The sequence below is a fragment of the Pararhizobium sp. genome (assembly GCF_035497515.1).
Taxonomy (GTDB): domain Bacteria; phylum Pseudomonadota; class Alphaproteobacteria; order Rhizobiales; family Rhizobiaceae; genus Pararhizobium.
On record NZ_DATJDJ010000011.1, the window covers coordinates 12920 to 35780 of the forward strand.

At 62.5% G+C, this 22861-nt stretch carries 19 protein-coding genes; 12 read left to right on the forward strand and 7 right to left on the reverse strand.

Annotation, left to right across the window (positions count from 1 at the left end; genetic code table 11):
• The first annotated feature begins 5 nt into the window (after positions 1-5).
• From VL202_RS00830 to VL202_RS00850, 5 genes are all read left to right on the forward strand, one after another.
• Positions 6-1244: a sugar ABC transporter substrate-binding protein gene (locus tag VL202_RS00830; protein ID WP_325462294.1), complete on the forward strand. Its 1239-nt coding sequence runs from the start codon at positions 6-8 to the stop codon at positions 1242-1244.
• Positions 1245-1319: 75 nt separating this feature from the next.
• Positions 1320-2237 (forward strand): sugar ABC transporter permease, encoded by a 918-nt coding sequence (locus VL202_RS00835; RefSeq protein WP_325462295.1) that lies wholly within the window; start codon positions 1320-1322, stop codon positions 2235-2237.
• Positions 2238-2248: 11 nt separating this feature from the next.
• Positions 2249-3112: a carbohydrate ABC transporter permease gene (locus VL202_RS00840; RefSeq protein WP_325462312.1), complete on the forward strand. Its 864-nt coding sequence runs from the start codon at positions 2249-2251 to the stop codon at positions 3110-3112.
• Positions 3113-3135: 23 nt separating this feature from the next.
• The gene (locus VL202_RS00845; RefSeq protein ID WP_325462296.1) at positions 3136-5064 is read left to right on the forward strand and encodes a glycoside hydrolase family 127 protein; all 1929 of its coding nucleotides are present in this window, start codon (positions 3136-3138) and stop codon (positions 5062-5064) included.
• Position 5065: 1 nt separating this feature from the next.
• On the forward strand, positions 5066-6139 hold the full coding sequence (locus tag VL202_RS00850; protein ID WP_325462297.1) for a sn-glycerol-3-phosphate ABC transporter ATP-binding protein UgpC: 1074 nt from the start codon (positions 5066-5068) through the stop codon (positions 6137-6139).
• Between the two features lie 13 nt (positions 6140-6152).
• On the opposite strand, the gene VL202_RS00855 is transcribed toward VL202_RS00850, so the two are convergent.
• The 4 genes from VL202_RS00855 to VL202_RS00870 all read right to left on the reverse strand — a co-directional run bounded on the left by VL202_RS00855 (position 6153) and on the right by VL202_RS00870 (position 12136).
• Positions 6153-9296 (reverse strand): efflux RND transporter permease subunit, encoded by a 3144-nt coding sequence (locus tag VL202_RS00855; protein ID WP_325462298.1) that lies wholly within the window; start codon positions 9294-9296, stop codon positions 6153-6155.
• A 31-nt stretch (positions 9297-9327) separates the two neighbouring features.
• Positions 9328-10479, reverse strand: coding sequence for an efflux RND transporter periplasmic adaptor subunit (locus tag VL202_RS00860; protein ID WP_325462299.1), 1152 nt, complete (start codon positions 10477-10479; stop codon positions 9328-9330).
• 50 nt (positions 10480-10529) lie between these two features.
• Positions 10530-11132, reverse strand: a complete 603-nt coding sequence (locus VL202_RS00865) for a TetR family transcriptional regulator (RefSeq protein WP_325462300.1) — start codon at positions 11130-11132, stop codon at positions 10530-10532.
• 98 nt (positions 11133-11230) lie between these two features.
• A complete protein-coding gene (locus VL202_RS00870; RefSeq protein WP_325462301.1) occupies positions 11231-12136 on the reverse strand; it encodes a LysR family transcriptional regulator in 906 nt (301 codons plus the stop codon).
• 119 nt (positions 12137-12255) lie between these two features.
• Between VL202_RS00870 and VL202_RS00875 the strand changes: the two genes are divergently transcribed.
• The 3 genes from VL202_RS00875 (at position 12256) to VL202_RS00885 (ending at position 15537) form a co-directional block, all read left to right on the forward strand.
• A complete protein-coding gene (locus VL202_RS00875; protein WP_325462302.1) occupies positions 12256-12873 on the forward strand; it encodes a glutathione S-transferase in 618 nt (205 codons plus the stop codon).
• A gap of 60 nt (positions 12874-12933) precedes the next feature.
• Positions 12934-15003 carry a pyridoxamine 5'-phosphate oxidase family protein gene (locus tag VL202_RS00880; RefSeq protein WP_325462303.1) on the forward strand — a complete coding sequence of 690 codons (2070 nt, stop codon included), beginning with the start codon at positions 12934-12936 and terminating at the stop codon, positions 15001-15003.
• A 96-nt stretch (positions 15004-15099) separates the two neighbouring features.
• Positions 15100-15537: a low affinity iron permease family protein gene (locus tag VL202_RS00885; protein ID WP_325462304.1), complete on the forward strand. Its 438-nt coding sequence runs from the start codon at positions 15100-15102 to the stop codon at positions 15535-15537.
• 25 nt (positions 15538-15562) lie between these two features.
• Here the strand turns inward: VL202_RS00885 and VL202_RS00890 are convergent, their stop codons facing one another.
• Positions 15563-15730 (reverse strand): DUF4112 domain-containing protein, encoded by a 168-nt coding sequence (locus VL202_RS00890; protein ID WP_325462305.1) that lies wholly within the window; start codon positions 15728-15730, stop codon positions 15563-15565.
• 233 nt (positions 15731-15963) lie between these two features.
• Here VL202_RS00890 and VL202_RS00895 point away from each other — a divergent pair, with 233 nt between their 5' ends.
• Positions 15964-16710: a DUF2161 domain-containing phosphodiesterase gene (locus tag VL202_RS00895; protein ID WP_325462306.1), complete on the forward strand. Its 747-nt coding sequence runs from the start codon at positions 15964-15966 to the stop codon at positions 16708-16710.
• On the opposite strand, the gene VL202_RS00900 is transcribed toward VL202_RS00895, so the two are convergent.
• A complete protein-coding gene (locus VL202_RS00900; RefSeq protein WP_325462307.1) occupies positions 16670-16798 on the reverse strand; it encodes a hypothetical protein in 129 nt (42 codons plus the stop codon). The genes VL202_RS00895 and VL202_RS00900 overlap by 41 nt on opposite strands.
• A gap of 55 nt (positions 16799-16853) precedes the next feature.
• Positions 16854-19778, reverse strand: coding sequence for an aminotransferase (locus tag VL202_RS00905; protein ID WP_325462308.1), 2925 nt, complete (start codon positions 19776-19778; stop codon positions 16854-16856).
• 265 nt (positions 19779-20043) lie between these two features.
• Here VL202_RS00905 and VL202_RS00910 point away from each other — a divergent pair, with 265 nt between their 5' ends.
• From VL202_RS00910 to VL202_RS00920, 3 genes are all read left to right on the forward strand, one after another.
• Positions 20044-21102 (forward strand): LacI family DNA-binding transcriptional regulator, encoded by a 1059-nt coding sequence (locus VL202_RS00910; RefSeq protein WP_325462309.1) that lies wholly within the window; start codon positions 20044-20046, stop codon positions 21100-21102.
• Between the two features lie 220 nt (positions 21103-21322).
• Positions 21323-22447, forward strand: a complete 1125-nt coding sequence (locus tag VL202_RS00915) for a sugar ABC transporter substrate-binding protein (protein WP_325462310.1) — start codon at positions 21323-21325, stop codon at positions 22445-22447.
• An 80-nt stretch (positions 22448-22527) separates the two neighbouring features.
• Positions 22528-22861: ATP-binding cassette domain-containing protein (locus tag VL202_RS00920; RefSeq protein ID WP_325462311.1), on the forward strand; the 334-nt coding region annotated here is incomplete at its 3' end.

The following is a 22861-nucleotide window of genomic DNA, read 5'->3' on the forward strand; positions in this document are numbered from 1 at the left end:
GTGTCATGATCAAGCGTTTATTGGCGGCGACCAGCGTCGCGACCCTGTGCCTGGTAGCCAGCGCATCGGCGGCCGAAAAGGTCGAAATGTGGGTTCGTTCCGGCATCGGCGAATCGTTCAAGAAGACTGTCGAAGCCTACAATTCCAGCCACGAAAACCAGGTCGCGATGACCGAAGTGCCGTTCTCGGAACTGGTGCAGAAATACGCAACCGCGATCGCCGGCGGACAGGCGCCCGACGCGCTGTCGATGGACCTGATCTACAATCCGGCGTTCGCCGCCGCAGGCCAGCTCGAGGACCTGACCGACTGGGCAAAGTCCCTGCCCTATTTCAGTTCGCTGTCGCCCTCGCACGTCAAGCTCGGCACCTACCAGGACCGCATCTACGGCCTGCCTCTGTCGGTCGAAACGTCGGTCTTCGCCTGGAACAAGGACCTCTACAAAAAAGCCGGTCTCGATCCGGAAAAGGCGCCGACGAGCTGGGACGAAATCACCGCCAATGCGGAGAAGATCCGCGCGCTCGGTGACGACAATTACGGCTTCTATTTCTCCGGCGGCGGCTGCGGCGGTTGCATGATCTTCACCTTCACCCCGCTCGTCTGGGGCTCGGGCGCCGATATCCTGTCGGCCGACAGCAAGACGGCCACGCTCGACACGCCGGAAATGCGCAAGGCCATCGACATCTATCGCAACATGGTCAAAAAGGATCTGGTTCCGGCGGGCGCCGCCAGCGACAACGGCGCAAACTTCCTGTCGTTCACCAATGGCAAGATCGGCCAGCAGAGCCTCGGCGCCTTTGCGATCGGATCGCTGGTCACCGAGCATCCGGACATCAATTTCGGCGTGACGCTGATCCCCGGCGCGACAGGCGGAACATCCTCCTTTGCCGGCGGCGACAATTTCGTCATCACCAAGGGTACGCCGAAAATGGCTGCCGTGAAGGAATTCCTCGAATATATCTATTCCGAGGACGGCCAGAAGATCATGGCGAAATACGGCAGCCTGCCGACCCGCGGCGATATCGCCGACAAGGTGCTGGAAGGTCTCGATCCCCGTCTTCAGGTCGGCATCCAGGCGATCGCGGTCGCCAAGACCCCCTATACGCTGCAGTTCAACGACCTGATCAACAGCGCCAATGGCCCCTGGGCGAGCTTCACCAATGCCGCGATTTTCGGCGATGACGTCGATGGCGCGTTCTCCAATGCCCAGGGCGAAATGCAGTCGATCATCGACAGCGGCCAGTAATCTCCCCCGGCTGCTGTGGCCGGGAGGTAAAGCCACCTCCCGGTCAATTTCCTGAATTCATGCGGAGCATTTTCGATGACCGGTTCCGGTTCGGCGACCCTGTCGCCTCGGCGTAAAAGGCGGCGCAGATCGGGTTGGCGCGGCCTTGTCTATATCGCGCCGGCGATGGCGCTCGTCCTCCTGTTCTTCGTCATGCCTGTCATCTTCACCGGCTGGATGAGCCTGCACAACTGGCCGCTGATGGGCGGTACGCGCTGGATCGGCTTCAAGAACTATGTCCGCATGTTCCATGACGCCCGCTTCATGTCGGCGTTGCAGTTCACCGCCTATTATACCGTCATCGTCACCATCGCGATCTTCGCCGTGGCCTTTCCGCTGGCGATTTTCGTCGAGAAACAGCGGCGCTTCGTCAGCGCCTATCGCACCATCATCTTCCTGCCCGTGGTGGTCGGGCTCGCCACGGCCTCGCTGCTCTGGGTCTGGCTTGCCAATGTCGACAGCGGCTTCATCGGTCCGGCGCTGAAGGCGCTCGGATGGGTGGACAAGAGCCCGAACCTGCTCGCCACCTTCGACAGCGCCTTTCTCACCATCATCATCATGGTGGTCTGGAAGATCGCCGGCTTCACGATGATCATTCTCCTGACCGGTCTGCAGGCCATTCCGGCCGAACTGACGGAAGCGGCCCGCATCGATGGCGCCGGTCGCTGGCAGCGGTTTCGACACCTGACACTGCCGCTGATGCGCAAGACGATCGCGCTGGCGCTGATCATCTCCGTCACCGGCTCGATCCTCGCCTTCGACCAGTTCTACATCATGACGGCGGGCGGGCCGCAGAACCGGATGATCTCGGTGGTCTACTACATCTTCAACCAGTCCTTCGTGTCCTTCAATCTCGGTTATGGCGCCGCCCTTTCGATCGCCCTTCTCGCGATCCTGGTCGCGATCAGCATCGTCCAGCTCTGGTTGCTGCGCGTCGGGGAGGAACGGCCATGAACACATCGACCATGAGCCTGTCGAAACAACGCCGCGCCGCCAGGGCCTTCCGCGCCAACAGCGCCTATCACGCGACGGGCATTGCCATCTGCCTGTTCTTCCTGGCCCCCTTCGTCATCACCTTCCTGGCCTCGTTCCGGCATGGGACGGAAGCTCGCCTGCCGCCGTTGCCACCATGGCCGACCAGCGGTCTGAGCATCGATTCCTACCTGTCGCTCGACACATTCGGCTCAGGCATCTGGCAGCACACGATCAATTCGCTGCTGGTGTCGCTCGCGACCGTGGTGTTGACCGTCGCCGTCAGCCTGCTCGCCGGTTACGGCTTCTCGCGCTACCGGTTCCCGCTGAAGAACGTGCTGTTCGTGCTGATCATCGCCACGCTGATGATCCCGTTCCAGTCGATCCTGACGCCGCTGTTCATCATCCTCGCCAAGCTCGGGCTGAACAATTCGCTGCTCGGGCTGACGCTGGTCTACGTGACGCTGCAACTGCCCTTCTCGGTCTTCATGATGCGCAACGCCTTCGACGCAGTGGCGAAGGAGATCGAGGAAGCCGCCCGCATCGACGGTGCGCGGGATCTCAGATTGCTTGTCCGCGTCCTGCTGCCGCTGGTGCTGCCGGGCGTGGCGACCGTCGCGATCTTTGCCTTCCTCAACGCCTGGAACGAGTTTCTGGCAGCGCTGATCCTGCTCTCCAGCAACGATAAATACACGCTGCCGGTCCTGATGATGGCGGTGCGCGCCGGTCGTCTCGGCGCCGTCAACTGGGGCGCGGTGCAGGCCGGCGTCGCCGTCATGACGGTGCCCTGCCTGATCGTCTTCCTGCTGTTGCAACGCTATTACATGCGCGGGCTGATGGCCGGCGCGGTGAAATGATCTTGAAAAAAACGGATGAAGCCATGAACACGATGAAACGAGACCGCCAGTTCCGCCCCCTGCCCGTGCCCAGCGTCGATATCCAGGGATTGTTCGGAGACCGGCAGGATGCGATCTGCGATACGACGGCCGAAACCCTGCTCGACCGTTGTGCCGAGGCCGGCATGATCAGGGCTATCGATACCAGCAAACCGAGCCCCGGCGTCGTCATTCCGATCCAGCCCTGGGGCGGCACGACGCAGATGTTCTGGGACTCGGATCTCGGCAAGTCGATCGAGACCGTGGCGTACTCGCTCTATCGCCGCGCCAATCCGAAGATCGAGGCTCGCGTCGACGAGATCATCGAGATGTACGAGAAGCTGCAGGATGAAGACGGTTATCTCAATGCCTGGTTCCAGCGCGTCCAGCCGGAGCGGCGCTGGACGAACCTGCGCGATCATCACGAACTCTATTGCGCCGGCCACCTGATCGAAGGGGCCGTTGCCTACTTCCAGGCAACCGGAAAGCGCAAGCTGCTCGATATCATGTGCCGTTATGCCGACTACCTGATCACGGTCTTCGGGCACGGCGAAGGCCAGAAGCGCGGCTATTGCGGACACGAGGAAGTGGAACTGGCATTGGTGCGGCTTGCCCGCGTCACCGGCCAGAAGAAATATCTCGACCTTGCCAAATTCTTCATCGACGAGCGCGGCACCGAACCGCATTACTTCACCGAGGAAACCATCCGCGACAGACGCGATCCCGCCAAATTCATCCAGAAAACCTATGAATACAGCCAGTCGCATCAGCCCGTGCGCGAGCAGAAGAAGGTTGTCGGCCATGCCGTTCGCGCGATGTATCTCTATTCCGGCATGGCCGATATTGCCACGGAATACAATGATGACAGCCTGACGGCGGCACTTGAAACGCTGTGGGACGACCTGACGACCAAGCAGATGTACGTCACTGGCGGCATCGGCCCGGCGGTGTCCAACGAGGGCTTTACCGACTATTACGACCTGCCCAACGAAAGCGCCTATGCCGAGACCTGCGCTTCGGTCGGCCTCGTCTTCTGGGCCAACCGCATGCTCGGCCGTGGCCCCAACCGTCGCTATGCCGACATCATGGAACAGGCGCTCTATAATGGCGCGATGGCCGGCCTGTCGCTCGACGGCAAGACGTTTTTCTATGAAAATCCGCTGGAAAGCGGTGGTAAACATCACCGCTGGGTCTGGCACCATTGCCCCTGCTGCCCACCGAACATCGCCCGCCTTCTCGCTTCCATCGGCTCCTACATGTATGCGGCCGCTGAAGACGAGATTGCCGTGCACCTCTATGGCGAGAGCACGGCTCGCTTCGAGATCGGTGGTCTGGCGATCGAGTTGCAGCAGAAGACAAACTACCCATGGGATGGTGCGATCGGTTTCGACATCAAGGCAGACAAGGCCAGCCGGTTTGCACTCTCGCTACGTATTCCCGAATGGGGCGCGGGTTCGACAATCAAGGTCAACGGTGAGGCCATCGACCTCGCCTCGGTGATGGTCGACGGCTATGCCCGGATCGAGCGCGAATGGAAAAGCGGCGACCACGTCGATCTCGATATTCCGCTGGCACCCCGTGCACTTTTCGCCAACCCGCTGGTGCGCCAGGACGCCGGCCGTGTAGCGCTGATGCGCGGTCCGATGGTCTATTGTGTCGAGGCAACGGACAATGGCCATGAATTGAATGCGATCGAATTGACCGGTAACCTTTCCGCGGCAAAGACGACGGCGATTGCTGAACTGGGCGGCGCGGTGGCACTGGATATTCAGGTCATGCGCGATCAAACCGACTGGGGCAGTGCGCTGTATCGCACGACACCGCCCAAGACGGAAAAGGCAACGGCGCGTTTCGTGCCCTATCCTTTCTGGGACAACCGCGAACCCGGCGAAATGCTCGTCTGGATCAGAGCAGGCGAACTGAACGGTGAATGAGATGACCGATACCGGTGTGGTGCTCACCGACATCCGAAAGAGTTTTGGCAGTCTCGAGGTCATCCACGGCATCGATTTGAAGATCACGGAGGGTTCCTTCGTGGTCTTCGTCGGCCCGTCCGGCTGCGGGAAATCGACCTTGCTGCGGATGATCGCCGGGCTGGAGGAAGTGACCGACGGCGAGATCGAAATAAAAGGACGCAATGTCACCGATCTCGATCCGTCCGACCGCGGCATCGCCATGGTCTTCCAGTCCTATGCGCTCTACCCGCATATGAGCGTGCGCGAAAACCTGGCGTTCGGGCTGAAGATGGCGCGGACGCCGGAGGCGGAGATCGAGGCCCGCGTGAAAGCTGCCTCGGCGATCCTGAAGATCGACCCGCTGCTGGAGCGTCGGCCCGGGCAGCTCTCTGGCGGCCAGCGCCAGCGTGTGGCGATCGGCCGGGCGATCGTGCGCAAGCCGGACGTCTTCCTGTTCGACGAGCCGCTGTCAAACCTTGATGCGGAACTCAGGGTATCCATGCGCATCGAGATCGCCCGGCTGCACCGCGAGCTTGGCAATACGATGATCTACGTCACCCATGACCAGACGGAAGCGATGACGCTGGCCGACATGATCGTCGTGCTGCGCGACGGCCGCATCGAACAGACAGGCAGTCCGCGCGAAATCTACGAGAACCCGGCAAACCTGTTCGTCGCCGGCTTCATCGGCTCGCCGCGCATGAACCTGCTCAATGGGCAATGGATCGGCAACGGCAAGGTGCGGATCGGCGAGACGGAGATGCGTATTCCAGTCGCGGCAGAGACCTTGCGCACCGGCGACGCGGTCAGTTTCGGCATTCGCCCGGAACATCTGGTTGTATCGGGGCAGAGCGCCGAAGGGTTCGACGCCAGGGTCGATTTCTTCGAATATCTTGGCGGCACGCAATATCTCTATTGCCAGCTTGCCGATGGCCAGCCGATCACGGCCGAACATCGCGGGGCCGAGCCGATCGAGGCGGGCAGCACGGTGCGACTGTCGTCCGAAAACGAAAAGCGGCGCCTCTTCGATGGCGAAGGGCGCCGCGTGATTTGATATCGGCTTTCGACTATTCGGCGGCGATCGCCGTCGGATAGTGGGGCTCGTTGTCCGCCTCTTCCGCGGCCTCTTCCGGTGCCGGATCGGTCTTCTTCGGCTCCTTGCCGAAGAATAGCGCGTAGCCGGCCGGCAGAACGACGATGGTCAGCACGGTGGCGACAAGGATACCACCCATCATCGCATAGGCGAGCGGCCCCCAGAAGACGCCGCGCGAAATCGGGATCAAGGCCAGGACTGCGGTCAGTGCGGTGAGCACGATCGGCCGGAAACGGCGCACGGCCGAGCCGACGATCGCCTCCGTCCGGTCCATGCCGGCGGCGATATCCTGGTCGATCTGGTCGACGAGGATGATCGAGTTGCGCATGATGATGCCGAGCAGCGCGATGACGCCGAGGATTGCCACGAAGCCGAAGGGTGCACCGCTGATAAGAAGCGCCGCGGCTGCACCGATAATCCCGAGCGGACCGGTTGCCAGCACCAGCATCGCCTTGCCGAAATGCTGCAACTGGATCATCAGCAACACGACGATGACGGCAAGCATGATCGGCGCCTTGTCGGCGATCGACTGCTGGCTTTCGGCGGCGTCTTCGGCACCCCCCTGTATCTCGACCTTGTAGCCTGGAGCGAGACTGTCGCGTAGCGGCTTCATGTCCGCGTACATCTTCATCGCCACATCATTCGGCTGGACGCCATCCGGCAAGGTGCCGCGCACGGTGATCGTCGGCAGGCGGTCGCGGCGCCATTCGAGACCCTGTTCCAGAACCGGGACGACCTTGGCGACCTGGGAGAGCGGTACCGAACCGCCGAAATCCGTTGGTACATAAATCGAATCCACGGAAGACAGCAGGTGACGGCTTGCTTCGGGTTCGCGGGCAACGATCGAGACCGTCTCCTCGCCATCTCGGAAATCGTCGAGCGGCGCTCCGGACATCGAGGCCTGCAGGATCTGGCGAATCCGTTGCGAGGTGACGCCAAGTGCACGGGCGCGGTCTTGGTCGATGACCAGCTTCATGGCGGTGACGGGCTCCAGCCAGTCGTCGTGAAGCGCACCGATCTCAGGGTTCTCGGCAAACTTCGCCTTCACCTGGTCGGCGATGCGGCGGACCTCCGCGCGATCCGGTCCCATGATGCGCATCTGGACAGGCCAGCCGGTCGGTGGGCCGAGGAAAAGACGGTCCACCTTGCCGCGGATCGTCGGGAAGTCCTCGGCCAGAATGGTGCGCAGCTTGACGATCAGCCGTTCGCGGGCCGGCTCGTCATTGGCCATCACCAGAAGCTGGGCGAAGTTCGGATTGCGCAACTGCTGGTCGAGCGGCAGGAAGAAGCGCGGCGCGCCTTCGCCGATATAGGTGGCGATGAACTTCTTGTCCTTGTCGTCCATCATCTTTGCTTCCAGCGCCTTGGCCTGGTTCTCGACTTCCTTGATGCTGGTGCCTTCCGGCAGCCAGAGATCGACGAGGATTTCCGGCCGCGAGGACTGCGGGAAGAAGTTCTTCGGGATGAACTGGAACGCCCAGAGGCTGGTTGCGAAGATAACCAGCGTCATCGACAGGACCACGATCCGGTGGCGCACGGCCCAGCCGACCGTCCCGCGCAGGCGACGATAGAACCGCGTATCGAAGACGTCGTGATGCTCGCCGGCATGATGGCGCTGCTTGAGGATCATGTAGCCGAGCCATGGGGTGAAATAGACTGCGACGAACCAGGAGACGACCAGCGCGATGCCGACGACGTAAAACAGTGAGCGCACATATTCGCCGGCGGTGGAGGCGGCGAAGCCGACGGGGATGAAACCGGCCGTGGTGATCAGCGTGCCGGTCAGCATCGGGAATGCGGTCGAGGAATAGGCGAAGCTGGCGGCATCGAGCTTGACCAGTCCCTCCTCCAGCTTTCGCTCCATCAATTCGACGACGATCATCGCATCATCGACCAGCAGTCCAAGCGCGATGATCAGGGCACCGAGCGAGATGCGCTGCAGGTCGATGCCGAGTTCGTACATGATGGCGAAAGTGGCGGCGAGGACGAGCGGGATGGCAATCGCGATCACCAGGCCGGACCGCCAGCCGATCGACAGGAAGGAAACCACCAGCACGATGACCAAAGCTTCGCCGAGCGCATGCATGAACTCGCTGACGGCGTCGGTGACGACTTCCGGCTGGTTGGCGATCTGATCGACGGCGACCCCATAAGGCAAAGCAGCCTCGAAGCGCTGGTAGGTCTCCTCGACGGCGGCGCCGACATCGGTCACCTTGAAGCCCTTGGCCATGACGACACCGAGTTGGACGCTGTCATGACCGTTGTAGCGATACTTCCGCTGGAAGGGGTCCTCAAGGCCGGACGAGACGGTGGCGATATCGCCGAGACGCGTGACCTGGCCACCGGCGCGCAGCCGCAGCTCGCGGATGTCCTCCGCCCTGGTCACGCTGCCCTCGACGGAAATGCGCACCGAACGCAGACCGGTATCGACGGAGCCTGCCGGATCGACATTGTTCTGGCCCTTCAGGGCGTTCTGGATGTCGGGAAGCGTCAGGTGCCGTTCGGACAGTGCCTTGGAGGAGATGTCGATATAGATCTTTTCCGGCTGGTCGCCGATGATCACGGCCTTTTCGACGCCCGGCGTCGTCAGCAGCATGTCGCGGGCCTGGATGGCGAAACGCTTCAGTTCCGGATAGCTGTAGCCGTCGCCGCTCAGCGAATGCAGCGTGATAAAGGTGTCGCCGAATTCATCGTTGAAATAGGGACCGAGCAAGCCCTGCGGCAGCTCGTTGGCGATATCTCCGACCTTCTTTCGCGCCTGATAGAAGGCATCGGCAACCTGAGCGGAGTTGGTGTCGCCCTTGACCTGCAGCGTGATGATGGCGCTGCCGGCGCGGGTGTAGGAGCGGACGAAATCGAGATGCGGCGTTTCCTGCAGCTTGCGCTCGATCTTGTTGACGACCTGGTCTTCCATGTCCTGGAGCGATGCGCCGGGCCAGATCGCCTGCACGACCATGACGCGAAAGGTGAAATCCGGGTCTTCCTTCTGGCCCATGCGCATCAGGCCGAGCACGCCGGTAATGAGGATGAGCCCGAAGAGGAAGCGCGCGATGCTCGGATGCGCGATCGCCCAGCGCGACAGGTTGAATGACTGCTTTTGATCGGTGGTGGAGGTCATCGGCGTGGTTCCGCTTTCGATGGATCGGGGATCAGCGCAGGCGCTGGGCGCTGCCCTGCATATCGTCGGCGGATGCCGACTGCTGTCCGGCCGGGGCGTCGAGCTTGACCTTGAGGCCTTCGGTCATGAACTGCGTTCCGGCGGACACGACGAGATCGCCGGGTTTCAAACCGTCCGAAATCCGCACGCCATCGCCGGTGAAGTCGCCGACCGTGACCGGGCGGGCGTGAACCGTTGCGGCGGAGCGGTCGACCGTCCAGACGATCGGTTGCTTGTCCTTTTGCGTGAGCGCGGTCAGCGGAATGGAGACGGCCTGCTTGGCATTGAGGGCGGTGGCCTCGATCGTGGCGGTCATGCCGAGCAGCACGTTCGGGTCGTTCGGCAGGCTGACGCGCACGGCAAATGTGCGCGATTGCGGATCGGCGCTGCCGGCAACTTCGCGCACCTTGCCCTGCAGTGTCAGCGCGTCATCGGACCAGAAGCCCGCCTTGACCGTCTTGCCCGGCTTGAACTGGGCGATGTCCATTTCCGGCACCGCGATCATCACTTCCTTTTCGCCATCGACCGCGACCGTGACGACCGGGGTGCCGGAGCCGACCACCTGCCCGACATCGGCGCTGACAGCGGTGACGATGCCATTCTGGTCCGAGCGCAAATCGGCATAGCGGACCTGGTTCTTGGCCTGATCCAGTGTCGACTTGGCGGAATCACGGGTGGCGACGGCCTGATTGTAGCTCAGCACGGCCTGTTCCAGCTGTGATTTCGGCGCGACCTGCTTGGCATAGAGCTGTTCGGCGCGATTGCGCACCAGTTCGGCAGTCTCGACCTGCCGTTCGGCTGCATCGAGGCTGGCCTCGGCGCTGCGGACGGAGAGCTGGTAATCGGCGGGGTCGACACGGGCGAGCAGGTCGCCGGACTTGACCCGCTGGCCGATATCCACCAGCCGCTCGATGATCTTGCCGTTGATGCGGAAGCCGAGATTCATCTCGGTGCGGGCGCGCACCGAACCGGAATAATCCAGCATGCGCGTCTCGTCCGCCTTGGCGACCTCGACCGTCTTGACGGGACGGATGACCTCGACGATCTCGGCCTTCTCCTCGGAGCATCCGGTGAGCACGAGGGCGACGGCGGTCAGAAGGACGGCGGGGGAAAAGCGGACAAGGGTATGGTTGAGCGAAGTCATTTTCGCGCTCCTGGCAACGACTGAAGAATATGGACGGGGCCTTGGCGGCGTTATCTAAGGGCCTTGAGGGCGAACGCGATGAGTTCTTCCGGCGTGGCCCTGTTCGGTTTGGAGAGACACTGCGCCACCATCTGCGGGTGGCACATGGTCACCGTCGCGGCACAGAAACATCGGGCGGCGACGGCGGAATCCTGGACAGGAAATTCGCCGGCGGCAATGCCCTGCTTGATGATCGTCTCGACCACGTCGTTCATGCGATCGATGTGCTTCTCGATCACATGCCAATCACGCTCGATGGCGACGATGACCATTTCATGCACCTTTTCATGATCGAGCATGGCGGTCACGATTAGCTGGTGCTGGGCATGCAGGTATTGGCTCAGGCGATCGGCGGCGCTGATCGGCAGGCGGGATATTTCCAGCGCCTGCTGGTAGCTGGCACCGAGCATGCGGCCGCAGATGGCCTGGTGGATCTCGGTCTTGGAGGCGAAGAAGCGGTAGATATTGGCCGGCGACATGCCAAGATCGCGTGCAATGTCGGCGACATTGGTCTTCGAATAGCCGTAGTGCCGGAACAGCGCTTCGGCGGCATCAAGGATCCGCGTGATGTTTTCCTGACGCGTCGCATCAAGGATTTCGGCATTTTCGACCATGATACCGGCTTTCGATTTACGACTGACGATTTTTGAATTTCGTCAGTCGTAAATCGAAATGTTAATTTTGTCAACTGCGGCAATCGGGCTCTGTCCCATTATGCGGCAGCCTGGACGTGTCGGTCGGCCCGCAAGTGCCCGACGAGATGATCGACGAAGGCGCGGGTCTTGGCCGAGATATGCCTGCCTTCGGCATGCATGACATGGATCGGAATGGCAGGTTCCTCGTGGTCGGCCAAGACGATCTGCAGCCGGCCTTCGCTGATAGCAGGTGCCACCTGGTAGGAAAGCGCGCTGGCCACGCCCCAGCCGCTGACTGCTGCCGAAATGGCCGCCTCGCCTGTGTTACAGAACAGGCGAGGTTGGAGGGAAAAGCCGGCTCTCGGGTTCTGGCCAAACCGCCAGTCGATCGGCGCTGACGATCCGGTGCTGGCGATGACGGTGTGATCGATCAGATCCGCCGGGACCTTCGGGATGGAACAGCGTTCGAAATAGGACGGAGCACCGCAAATCACCCGCCGGACGCTGCCGACGCGGATGGCGCTGAAACCCGAGTCCGGCAGGTGACCGATACGCAGGGCGACATCGATGCCTTCTTCCAGCAGGTTCACCACCCGGTCGAGCAGGAGCACGCGGCCGGTGACGGCGGGATGCCGCGTCAGGAACGAGGTCACAAGCGGCATGATGTAGATCTGGCCGAAGAGGACCGGCGCGGTCACCGTCAGCAGGCCGGAGGGGGTGGCATGCGAGCCGCCGGCGGAAGCTTCCGCCTCGTTGATATCGGTCAGGATGCGGCGGCAGTCCTCGATGTAGCGGCTACCGGCCGCAGTCGGTTTCACCGATCGGGTGGAGCGCAGGAACAGGCGAGCGCCCGTCAGGTTCTCCAGATGGGCGATCGCCCGGGTGACGGCCGGCGGGCTCATGTTCAGGTCACGGGCTGCGCGGGCAAAATTGCCGCTGTCGGCGACTTTCACCAGAACCCGCATGGCTTGAAGACGATCCATCAGCGTTTCCTCGATTATTCCGAAAAGTGGAATGATGTCTTGTTCTTTATCACACTTCAGTTCGATCTTGGAAAGAAAGATAGTCCCCTCGATAACGCGCAACCTTCGGAGACCATGCCATGAAGCTCTATTATCATCCCCTTTCCGGTCATGCGCATCGCGCCCGGTTGTTCCTGTCGCTGCTCGGCATCGAGGCTGAACTCGTCGAGGTGAACCTCGCTGCCGGCGCGCACAAGGCACCGGATTTCCTCGCGCTCAACCCTTTCGGCCAAGTGCCAGTGCTCGATGACGACGGCACGATCATCAACGATTCCAATGCCATCCTCGTCTATCTTGCGAAGAAGCAGGGCGCGACGGATTGGCTGCCGGAGGATGCGAAGAGTGCCGCCGCCGTACAGCGTTGGTTGTCCGTCGCCGCCGGCGAGATCGCCTATGGCCCCTGCGCAGCCCGGCTGATCACCGTCTTCAACGCGCCCTTCAGCGCGACCGAAGTGATCGCCCGCGCCCATGTCATCCTCGGACGCATCGAAACGGAACTTGGCCAGCGTCAGTGGATTGCCGCCGACCACCCGACCATCGCCGATGTCGCGCTCTACAGCTACATCGCCCGCGCGCCGGAAGGCAATGTCGACCGCTCGGCCTATGCCAATGTCAGCGCCTGGCTGCGGCGGGTTGAAGCGCTGCCCGGTTTCGTTCCCTTCCAGAAGACCGAAATCGGCATTCCCGAAGCCGCCTGAGCCCGCCATTCGGAGAGCGGCCAAGTGTTGCTCTCCGTTTCCCTCGAAAGGATTTCCGCCATGCTGGCCGCCAGCAATGCAATTCCAGCCGGCTCTCCCTGGCACGCCGGAGAGATCGAACTCCAGCGCAAGGTCGGCGTTGCCGAGCGGATGGACGACGTCGGTCGGCGCGTGCTTCGCGATTACCTGATCGACCAGCATCGCGCCTTCTACCCGCAGCTTCCGTTCATCGTCCTCGGCAGCGTCGATGCGGATGGGAACGCCTGGGCGACGCTGCGCGCCTCTGTCCCGGGTTTCCTGCAAAGCCCCGATCCGCAGACACTGAGCGTCAACCTCGAACGGGAGGCCGCCGACCCCGCCGATGCCGGCATGGACGATGGCCAGCCGGTCGGCATGCTTGGTATCGAATTGCATACACGCCGGCGCAACCGCCTCAACGGCACGATCATGAGAGATGGCTCCGGGCGTTTCGACGTCCGTGTCGGACAGTCCTATGGCAATTGCCCGCAATATATCCAGCTGCGCGATTTCAGCTTTTCCCGCGATCCGTCGATCCAGACGGATGTGAAGCCGATTGTCGGCGACCATCTCGATGAACGTGCGCGGCAGATGATCGCGGCTGCCGACACGGTCTTCGTCGCTTCCTATGCCGATCGCGAAACGGGCGAGCGGCAGGTCGACGCGTCGCATCGCGGCGGCAAGCCGGGTTTCATCCGGGTGGACGAGAACGGCATCCTCACCATCCCCGACTTTGCCGGCAATCTCTTCTTCAACACGCTGGGCAACATCCTTGCCAACGGCAAGGCTGGGCTGGTCTTTTCCGATTTCGAGACCGGCGAACTGCTGCAGCTTTCCGGCGATGCGGAAGTCGTGCTGGATTCGCCTGAGATCGCTGCCTTCCAAGGGGCCGAGCGGCTCTGGCGCTTTACGCCACGGCATGTTGTGCGCCGTCCCGAGGCACTTGCCCTGCGCTGGTCGTCGCGCCGCGATGGACAATCGCCGAATTCCTTGATGACGGGCAACTGGGATGACGCGGCCGCCCGCATCAAGGCGCAGGACGCGACCGCGGCCTGGAGGCCTTTCCGCATTGCCCGGATCGTCCAGGAAAGCGCCACGGTCCGTTCGTTCCACATCGAGCCGGCCGATGGTCTCGGCCTGCTTGCGCATGCGGCCGGTCAGCACCTGCCGATCCGGGTGGCCCCGGACGGCAGCGACGCCCCGGTCATGCGCACCTATACGCTTTCGACTGCGCCATCGGACGGTGTCTATCGCATCAGCGTCAAGCGTGAAGGGCTGGTGTCCCGGTACCTGCATGATAAACTGAAGAAGGGCGATCTGATCGAGGTGCGCAAGCCTGCCGGTCTTTTCACCATCGATCCGACCGAGGCCCGGCCGGCTGTCCTGCTCGCCGCCGGTATCGGCGTGACGCCGATTCTGTCGATGCTGCGCCACATCGTCTACGAGGGCCTGAGAAAGCGGCGGATGCGCCCGACCTGGCTGATCGTGTCGGCACGGACGAAGGACGACCGCGCCTTCGATCGGGAGATCGCCGATCTGGTGTCTGCCGCCGGCGGCGTTGTGCGATTGGTCCGCGTGCTGAGCGATGTCACCGGTGCTGCGGCCGGTGAGGACTATGATGTCCAAGGTCGGATCGATACAGCGCTGCTCGGCAAGGTCTTGCCCTTCAGCGACTATGATTTTTATCTCTGCGGCCCGCCGGCGTTCATGCAATCGCTCTATGACGGTCTGCGTGGTCTCAATATAGCCGATGGACGCATTCATGCGGAAGCTTTTGGACCGGCCTCGCTGGCCCGGACGCCGGACAAGGTGAAAGCAGTCGAACCGCTGGCAAGCGCGTCGGCAATCCCGGTCGCCGTCCAGTTCGTGCAATCGGCCAAGGAGGCCCGCTGGAATCCGGGCTCCGGCGGCCTGTTGGAACTGGCGGAGGCGCGCGGGCTTTCCCCGGAGTTCAGTTGTCGTCTGGGAACGTGCGGTAGTTGCCGCACCAAGGTCGTCTCGGGCTCCGTCACCTATGCCAAGCGTCCGTCTGCGCCCATAGCGGAAGGCGAGGCGCTGATCTGCTGCGCCGTCCCGGCTGAAGGGACGGATGTCCTGCAACTGGATCTCTGATGACCGCGCCGCTTTCTTTTGCGGAAGGTGGCGGATGGCCGGAACTTCCCAGCCAATAATGAATTTCTCCGGAAGCCCCGCGCCCGGAGAAATGCCATGTCCGCAGAACCCAGTTTCTTCTCGAAGTTTTCCGGCGCCGTTTCGGATATCGCCGGAAAACCGGTGACATTCGTGCTGGCCGTCGCCGGCATCGTCCTATGGGCGGTAACCGGCCCTTTCTTCGGCTTTTCAGAAACCTGGCAGCTCGTGGTCAACACGGGAACGACGATTATCACGTTCCTGATGGTCTTCGTGCTGCAGAATTCCCAGAACCGCGACGGCAAGGCGGTGCAGGCGAAACTCGATGAACTCATCCTGACCAGCCAGGCGGAAAACCGCTTTATGGGCATCGAGCATCTGGACGAGAAGGAGCTGACGCGGCTGACCCGGCTCTTGAAAACGGCGGCAGAAAGCGAGCCCGAGCACGTTGTGGACGGCAAGGTGGAACATCTCATTCGCGATCGGCAAACGAAACTCAAGAAAAAGCCTGATTGATACGGAAAGGGCGATCCGCAAACCGTCAGCCCAAATCCGCGCGGTCCATCCCGAGATGTTCGAGGATCAGCTGGATGTTGCGCTTGTGCGACTTGAAATAGACGTCGAACACGTTACCCAGCACCGGGATCGCGCCAATGACGGCATCCATGCCGAGATTGTAGACCATGCGGATCAGCTTGTGGCGCGCCACGCCTTGCCAAGCGTCTCGGGTTCGGTCCCGAAGCCGGATATTTGTGTATTGCTGATCATTGGCTGTCTCTTCCCGCTCGGTCGTTGTCTGGAACAACGGCCTGCCGATGCGACAAGGTCTCGAACGCTCGGGATCGGCTGATTTCGGACAAGGCGCCGAAATTCGCGACGCTTCGTTGATCTGGGCGATAAATCGCGGCAAGACCATATCCGACGATGCGACGAGGACATGATTTGGAAACCACGCTCTATCAGCCGATCAAGGCCTTTCTCGAGGCGGCCGGCTATACCGTCAAGGGGGAGATTGCCGGTTGCGACCTCGTGGGTCTGAGCCCGGACGAGCCGCCGGTCGTGGTGATCTGCGAGCTGAAGCTCAGTTTCAATCTCGAACTCATCCTGCAGGCGGTTGATCGGGCAACCGCGAGTGACGAGGTGTGGATCGCTGCCAAGGTCTCGGCAAAGGGAAAGGGCCGCGAAAGCGATCGCCGCTACCGTGATCTCTGCCGGCGGCTCGGTTTCGGCATGCTGTCCGTTTCCGACAATGGAACCGTCGACGTGCTGGTCAGCCCGGTTGGCCTGATGCCCCGCAAGAACAACCGCAAGCGCTCGCGCCTCGTCAACGAACACAAACGCCGCAAGGGCGACCCGACGGCGGGAGGCAGCACCCGCGCACCGATCATGACGGCCTATCGCCAGCAGGCGCTCGCCTGCGCCGCGGCCCTCCAGACGGGGCCGCTGCGGCCACGCGACCTGAAGGCCATCACGCCAACGGCAGCGACGATCCTGCGCGGCAATGTCTATGGCTGGTTCGAGCGCATCGATCACGGCATCTATGGGCTGACGGCAACGGGTATCGAGGCGCTGGTCCGCTGGCCGGTCGCTCCGCCGGAAGCCAGTCCCGAGGATGCCGCCGAAGCGGGCGCCATCGCATCCGCACCGGCTAAAGATCGACGCTCGAAATCCGTCGCAACACGCGGATGATCGCCTGGTCGAGGACGGCGTCGATGGGCACGGTCTGTGACGACAGCTTGACGATGACGGTCCGGGTCGCCAGGCCATCCTCGCCCATGACCACCCCGTTGCCCGCTCCGAGCGCGGCAATTCAACCGGATCGGATTCATTCGTTACCAGCCGTCAGACAACACCCGCTCCAGCATGTCGGCGAAGAAATCAGCGCTTTCGCGTGAAAGGCAGAGTGGCGGCTTGATCTTCAGCACATTCAGGTAATCGCCTGTCGGCTGCATGATGACCCCGAGTTCGAGCAGCCGGTCGCAGATGGCGGCGGTTTCCTCGGTCGCCGGCGCAAGCGTCTCGCGGTCACGCACAAATTCGAGACCCAGATAGAGGCCCATGCCATGCACGGCGCCAACCAGCGGAAAACGCTCGCCGAGTGCTTCCAGCCGCCGCTTGAGATGATCACCGACGACGCCGGCATTCTCCTGAAGCCCCTCGTCGCGCATGATGTCGAGCACGGTCATGCCGACCACTGAACTCACCGGACTGCCGCCGGCCGATGAGAAGAAATAGCCTTGCTTTTCCAGCGCATAGGCGATCGCCTTGCTGGTGATGACGGCGCCGAGCGGATGGCCGTTGCCCATGCCCTTGGCGACCGTGATGATATCGGGAACCACGCCCTGCTGCTCGAAGCCCCAGAAATGGTGGCCGAGGCGGCCATAGCCGACTTGCACTTCGTCAGCGATGCAGACACCGCCACGGGCGCGCACCATCGCGTAGAGTTCCGCGAGATAACCGGGCGGCAGCGGAATGCCGCCGGCATTGCCATAGACGCATTCGCAGATGAAACCGGCGAGGCCCTGCCCTTGCCCGTCCAGCTTTTCCAGTGTCGGCAGAGCTGCCGCAATATAATCGGCTGTCGAGCCCTCGCCGCGAAACGGGCCACGATAGGTGTTCGGCGACATGACCGGATGCACCCAGTCCGGCCGCGTGGTCAGCGCCTGCGGATTGTCGGCGATGGACGTCGAGACCGCGTCGCTGGCGACCGACCAGCCGTGATAGCCTTCGAGCAGGCAGAGCATGTTGCGCGCACCGCTTGCCGCCCAGGCGAGCCGCAGCGCCAGGTCATTGGCTTCGGAGCCGCTGTTAACCAGAAACACCGTGTCGAGCCCTTCCGGCGCAAGGCTCGCCAGTCGCTCGGAAAAGGCCGCGACCGAGGCATAGTGAAAGCGGGAATTGGTGTTCAGCCGCTGCCATTGCCGGTGAACGGCATCGGCAAGGCGCGGATGGGCGTGGCCGAGGATGGTGACGTTGTTGACCATGTCGAGATAGCTGCGCCCCTCGACATCGACCATATGCTCGCGAAAGCCGCGCTCGATCTGTGGCGGGGTCTGGTAATAGTTCTTCTGCGGCCGGGCGAAATGCCGCTGGCGGCGAGCCAGAAGCTCCGAACTCTCGGGTGCCGGGGCGTCACAATCGAACCCAAGCAAGGCGGCCGGCGACGGGCACAGCACCGCCCAGGCGGCGGCGTGACCCGGCCGCACGAAGGGCGGCGGGACGATGTCTGTGTCGCGGCAGAGCTGGACCCTCAGGGCTCCGTTGCCGTCCGCAGTCGGTTCGGCGTGGGCAATCGTGGCATCTTTTTCGACGGCGACATTGTCTGCCGTAAATGCCTCGGCACCGATCAGATGCAGCGCGATATCCGGCCCGAGAAGAACAATGCCACCGGCCGTCCGTTTCACCGTTCCGGCAAAAGGCGCGGCAATCCTCGTGCCGGCCGGCGCCCGCAGGTTGACATGGAGTGCATATGTTTCCGCCGGTCGCGGCGATCGAAGGATCGTGCGGGTGAGGCGATATTCGCCGTAGCGAGTGGCCGCGGCGGCATTGCCGGCGGCGGCCTGTCGCAGGATCGCTTCTTCCAACTCCGCCGATGGCCAGGGCGTGCCATCGAAGGCGGGGCTCTGGCTGTCGAGGGCGACGAGAGCCACGCGGGACTGGTCGATCTCCGGCAGGAGCGAACCAAAGGTGGGCAATGGCTTGTTCGGCAGTCTGCGGCCGGTGGCCTGGAAGATAGCGATCTCCATCAGCGCAATGGGCACGGATGTGGCTACATCGAAAATCAGCCGTTCATGGTCGATATTGTCGCGGACATAACTGTTGTCCGGATCGAGCGCGAGTTGCTGTTCGCTGCTGGCCACCAGCACCGCCGCCCGCGCCACGACCAGCGGCCAGAGCGCCTGCAATTCAGCGGTTTGCAACGGGAGAACGGCGTCGAACGCGCGGACCGCCGGCAGGACGACGAAGGGATCGCCATCGGCGTGATGCAGCAGCGACGCGCAGGTGACGGCGAGATCCGCCACCAGCCAGCCATGCAGGATATCGCCGAAATCGATGACCCCATCCGGGATCAACCGTCCGCTCTTGTCTGCCCGGCTGACAACATTGTCGTCAGTGACATCGTGATGGATCGCCTGCAGTCGCAGCGACGGTTTCAGCGGCTCCATGCGCTTCAACGCCGCTTCGATCGCCTCCCCGATCCGCCCCTTCCTGTCCTCATCCGTTACCGAGGACAGGAGATGATCGACGACCGGTCCGGCATGCCGGAGGTCCCATTGGATGGCGCGGGCAAGGCCGGGATGGGTGAAATCGGAGAGCGCCAGCGCAAGCCGGCCGCCGATCGCGCCGAGGGCGGCAACCGTCTGGGAAGGCAGATGTTTTCGCCGCGTCAGCGGTTCGCCATCGAGATAGTCAAGCAAGCGGATCTGGTAGTCCTGGCCACGCACGGCGGCGAATACGATGCTGTCGCCATTGACGGCTGCGATGACCTTCGGCACGCGGGGGAAGCCGGGCTTTCCGGCAATATGGCGCAAGGCGGCGTTCTGGGCTTCGAGTTCGCTTGTCGCATAATCCGCCCGGCAGATTTTCAGCACGAAACGGCCGTCGCTTGTCTCGATCCGGTAGTTGCGATCCTGCTGGCTGCCAAGCTCGACAATGGGCCCGGCAAGACCGTAATGCGTCGCAAACAATGCGCGGCTGTCTTCGATGCTCACGTCCGGACGTGACAGTTCGGCCCGCCGCAAAAATCCATTGTCCAATCGTTCATCCCCCGGAATCATGCGGCGGAGATTGGCACACCGGGCCGTGAAGGCGAACCGCAAATCGGCGAAAGCCGCCTTCGATTTTTCCGTGCCCTCCAGGCACGGCATTGCGGAAGTGAACCCGGCTATTGAATATTGCGGACAATGCATAGTATGAGCCTGACATGTGCCCGACGCCTCCAACCAGCGGATTTGGCAGCGAAACAAGTGGTCCGGGGGACCACGACGATCCCGCAAAGGCGCCCGGCCGGAGTTCATGATCATGGATACGGCAGACGTAAAGAACAGAGCGCGGCGCAGCAGCGGCCGCCCGACACTTGCCGATGTCGCACGCCGCGCCGGTGTCGGCACGATCACCGTTTCCCGTGCCCTGCGTGCCCCGGAACGGGTTTCCGCCGAGCTTCGCGAGCGTATTTTCTCGGCCATCGATGCGCTCGGCTACGTGCTCAATCCCAATGCCAGTGCGCTCGCCTCGGCGCGTGCGGATGTCATCGGCGTGCTGGTGCCGTCGCTGACCAACAATGTTTTTTCGGAAGTGTTGCGGGGCATCCATGACGGCCTGCGCGACAGCCGGCTGCAGATCCAGTTCGGCAATACGCATTACTCCGACTTCGAGGAGGAACGGCTGCTGCGGGTGTTCCTGAGCCAGCATCCCTCGGGCCTGATCGTCTCCGGCATCGACCAGGCGCCGGCCACGCGAGCCCTGCTCGAGAAGGCCGGTTGCCCGGTAGTGCAGATCATGGAGGTCGGCCCCGATCCCGTCGACATGATGGTCGGCTTCTCTCATTTTGACGGCGGCCGGACCGTGACGCAGCATCTGCTGGACGCTGGTTGCCGGCGGATCGGGTTTCTCGGCGCCCGCATGGACCCCCGCTCGCACCGGCGTCTGTCCGGGTATCGAGCAGTGATGGAGGCCGCTGGCTGTTTCGACCCGGCGCTTGTCACGACGACGACGATGCCCTCAAGTGTCTCGATGGGCGGCGACCTCTTCCGGGCGGCCTTTGCGAAAACCCCGGACCTCGACGCCCTTGTCTGTAACAATGACGACCTGGCGATGGGCGTCCTCTTCGCCTGCCACCGCGCCGGGCTAGACGTGCCGGGGCGCATCAGTCTTGCCGGTTTCAATGATCTGGAAATGATGTCCGTGGCCTTTCCGTCGATTACCAGCGTTCGCACGCCCCGCTACGAAATTGGTCTTCAGGCTATCGGCATGGTGCAGGCCGCAATGGCAGGCGAAAGGCCCGATGAGCCGATCGTCGATCTCGGTTTCGAGCTGAAAATCCGCGAGAGTACGAAACGCGAGGATGCGCTGAACTCCTAACAAAGCATGCTGTCATATGGCTGCTTTACAATCCCGATTGGTAGCGCTACCGTTCTTGGTGTGACGCTCGGGGAGGAGCCCGTTTGACGTCATCTGACTCGCGCATCGACATGCTTGCCGAACCGGCAGCCGGCTGCAGCCATCCGCCTGCATAAGGTCGCCGACGTTCCCCACGCCTTTCGCTGCCAGTCCAGACATGGCAACACGTGGGAGGAATTCGATGTTCAAGACATTTGTCGGCGGCATTCTTGCTGCCGCTACACTTACGCTGTCCTGCGCGACCGCGATGGCCGACCCGGAAACGGTCAGTGGTCCCGCCGCACAGGCGGACTGCTTCGCCCCCTGGGCGGCCGATACCAAGTTCTTCAAGTTCCCGAAAAAGGATGGTCCATTCCGGATCGCGCTTGCTAACGGCTATATCGCCAATACCTGGCGTATCCAGATGATCCAGACCGCCAAGGCCTATGCCGCACAGCCGGATGTGGCCGCCAAGCTCAAGGAATTCAAGGTCGTCTCGACGGGGGAAGACGTTCCGGCCCAGATCTCCGCGATCAACAATTTCATTGATTCCGGTTATGACGCCATCGTCGTCAACGCGCAGAACCCGACGGCCTTCGGGCCGGTGATCAAGCGCGCCAAGGAAGCCGGCGTCATCCTCGTCGCCTTCGACAACATTCTCGACACCCAGGATGCGATCAACGTCAATGTCGACCAGAAAGGCCTCGGCGTACTCTGGGCGAACTGGCTCGCAAGCCATCTGCCCGATGGCGGCAAGATCCTGGAAGTGCGCGGCGTTGCAGGCACTTCCGTTGATACGGATCGCCACAACGGCATCCACGAAACCCTCGACGCGACCGGCAAGACGTGGGAGGTCGTCGAGGTGCTTGGCAAGTGGGACGACCCGACGGCGCAGAAGGCGACCGCCGACGCCATCGCCGTGCACAAGAAGTTCGACGGCATCACCGCGCAGGGCGGCGACACCGGCGTCGTGCAGGCGATGATCGATGCAGGCCACGCCTTCGTGCCCTTCGGCGGCGAAACCGAAAACGGTTTCCGCAAGTTCTGCTCCAAACATGCGGCCGAAGGCCTGAAATGCTCGTCGGCAGGCACAGGTCCGGCCCAGGTCGCGGTCGCCATCAAGACCGCGATCGCGGCGCTTGAAGGCGAGGTCGTTCCGCAATCGGTCAAGCTGCCGCTGGCGATCGTCGAGGATCCGAACTTCAAGGAGGGCCAGGATTTCTATCCCGACCAGTCCGACAATTTCTTCGTCGGCAACGCCTTCCCCACCTGCGGGATCAATTTTACCGCGCAGGAAATCATGGGGCAGACGCAGGCGGATAAGTAGATCGGGCCGGAAACCGGATTGCCTGACAGCGTGTCGCGCACGGATAGCGCGACATGCCAAAACCCGACCCGAGGACTTTCATGACGATATCAGACCCACAGGCGGCACAGCCGCTTTTCCGGATGGACGGCGTGTCGAAGCGGTATGGCGGCGTCCGCGCGCTTGAAAATGCCGAACTGACGGTGGAAGCCGGCCGCATTCATGCCATCCTTGGCGAAAACGGCGCCGGCAAGTCGACCCTGATCAAGACGCTTTCCGGCCTCTACCAGCCCGATGCGGGCTCGATAGCGATCGACGGCGCCGTGACAAGGATCGACGGTCCGCGCGCGGCGGAGGCGATGGGCCTGCGCTTCATCCATCAGGAACTGAACCTCGTCCCGCATTTCGACACGGTGGGCAATGCCTGGATCGGTC

Excerpts from the sequence above, each read along its gene's own strand:
- VL202_RS00830 (WP_325462294.1), top strand. The coding sequence starts at position 6 with ATGATCAAGCGTTTATTGGCGGCGACCAGCGTCGCGACCCTGTGCCTG.
- VL202_RS00870 (WP_325462301.1), bottom strand. The coding sequence starts at position 12,136 with ATGGATCGTCTTCAAGCCATGCGGGTTCTGGTGAAAGTCGCCGACAGC.
- VL202_RS00885 (WP_325462304.1), top strand. The coding sequence starts at position 15,100 with ATGTCCGCAGAACCCAGTTTCTTCTCGAAGTTTTCCGGCGCCGTTTCG.
- VL202_RS00900 (WP_325462307.1), bottom strand. The coding sequence starts at position 16,798 with ATGGGCGAGGATGGCCTGGCGACCCGGACCGTCATCGTCAAGCTGTCG.
- VL202_RS00875 (WP_325462302.1), top strand. The coding sequence starts at position 12,256 with ATGAAGCTCTATTATCATCCCCTTTCCGGTCATGCGCATCGCGCCCGG.
- VL202_RS00850 (WP_325462297.1), top strand. The coding sequence starts at position 5,066 with ATGACCGATACCGGTGTGGTGCTCACCGACATCCGAAAGAGTTTTGGC.
- VL202_RS00910 (WP_325462309.1), top strand. The coding sequence starts at position 20,044 with ATGGATACGGCAGACGTAAAGAACAGAGCGCGGCGCAGCAGCGGCCGC.
- VL202_RS00915 (WP_325462310.1), top strand. The coding sequence starts at position 21,323 with ATGTTCAAGACATTTGTCGGCGGCATTCTTGCTGCCGCTACACTTACG.
- VL202_RS00840 (WP_325462312.1), top strand. The coding sequence starts at position 2,249 with ATGAGCCTGTCGAAACAACGCCGCGCCGCCAGGGCCTTCCGCGCCAAC.
- VL202_RS00865 (WP_325462300.1), bottom strand. The coding sequence starts at position 11,132 with ATGGTCGAAAATGCCGAAATCCTTGATGCGACGCGTCAGGAAAACATC.
- VL202_RS00860 (WP_325462299.1), bottom strand. The coding sequence starts at position 10,479 with ATGACTTCGCTCAACCATACCCTTGTCCGCTTTTCCCCCGCCGTCCTT.
- VL202_RS00835 (WP_325462295.1), top strand. The coding sequence starts at position 1,320 with ATGACCGGTTCCGGTTCGGCGACCCTGTCGCCTCGGCGTAAAAGGCGG.
- VL202_RS00845 (WP_325462296.1), top strand. The coding sequence starts at position 3,136 with ATGAACACGATGAAACGAGACCGCCAGTTCCGCCCCCTGCCCGTGCCC.
- VL202_RS00855 (WP_325462298.1), bottom strand. The coding sequence starts at position 9,296 with ATGACCTCCACCACCGATCAAAAGCAGTCATTCAACCTGTCGCGCTGG.
- VL202_RS00880 (WP_325462303.1), top strand. The coding sequence starts at position 12,934 with ATGCTGGCCGCCAGCAATGCAATTCCAGCCGGCTCTCCCTGGCACGCC.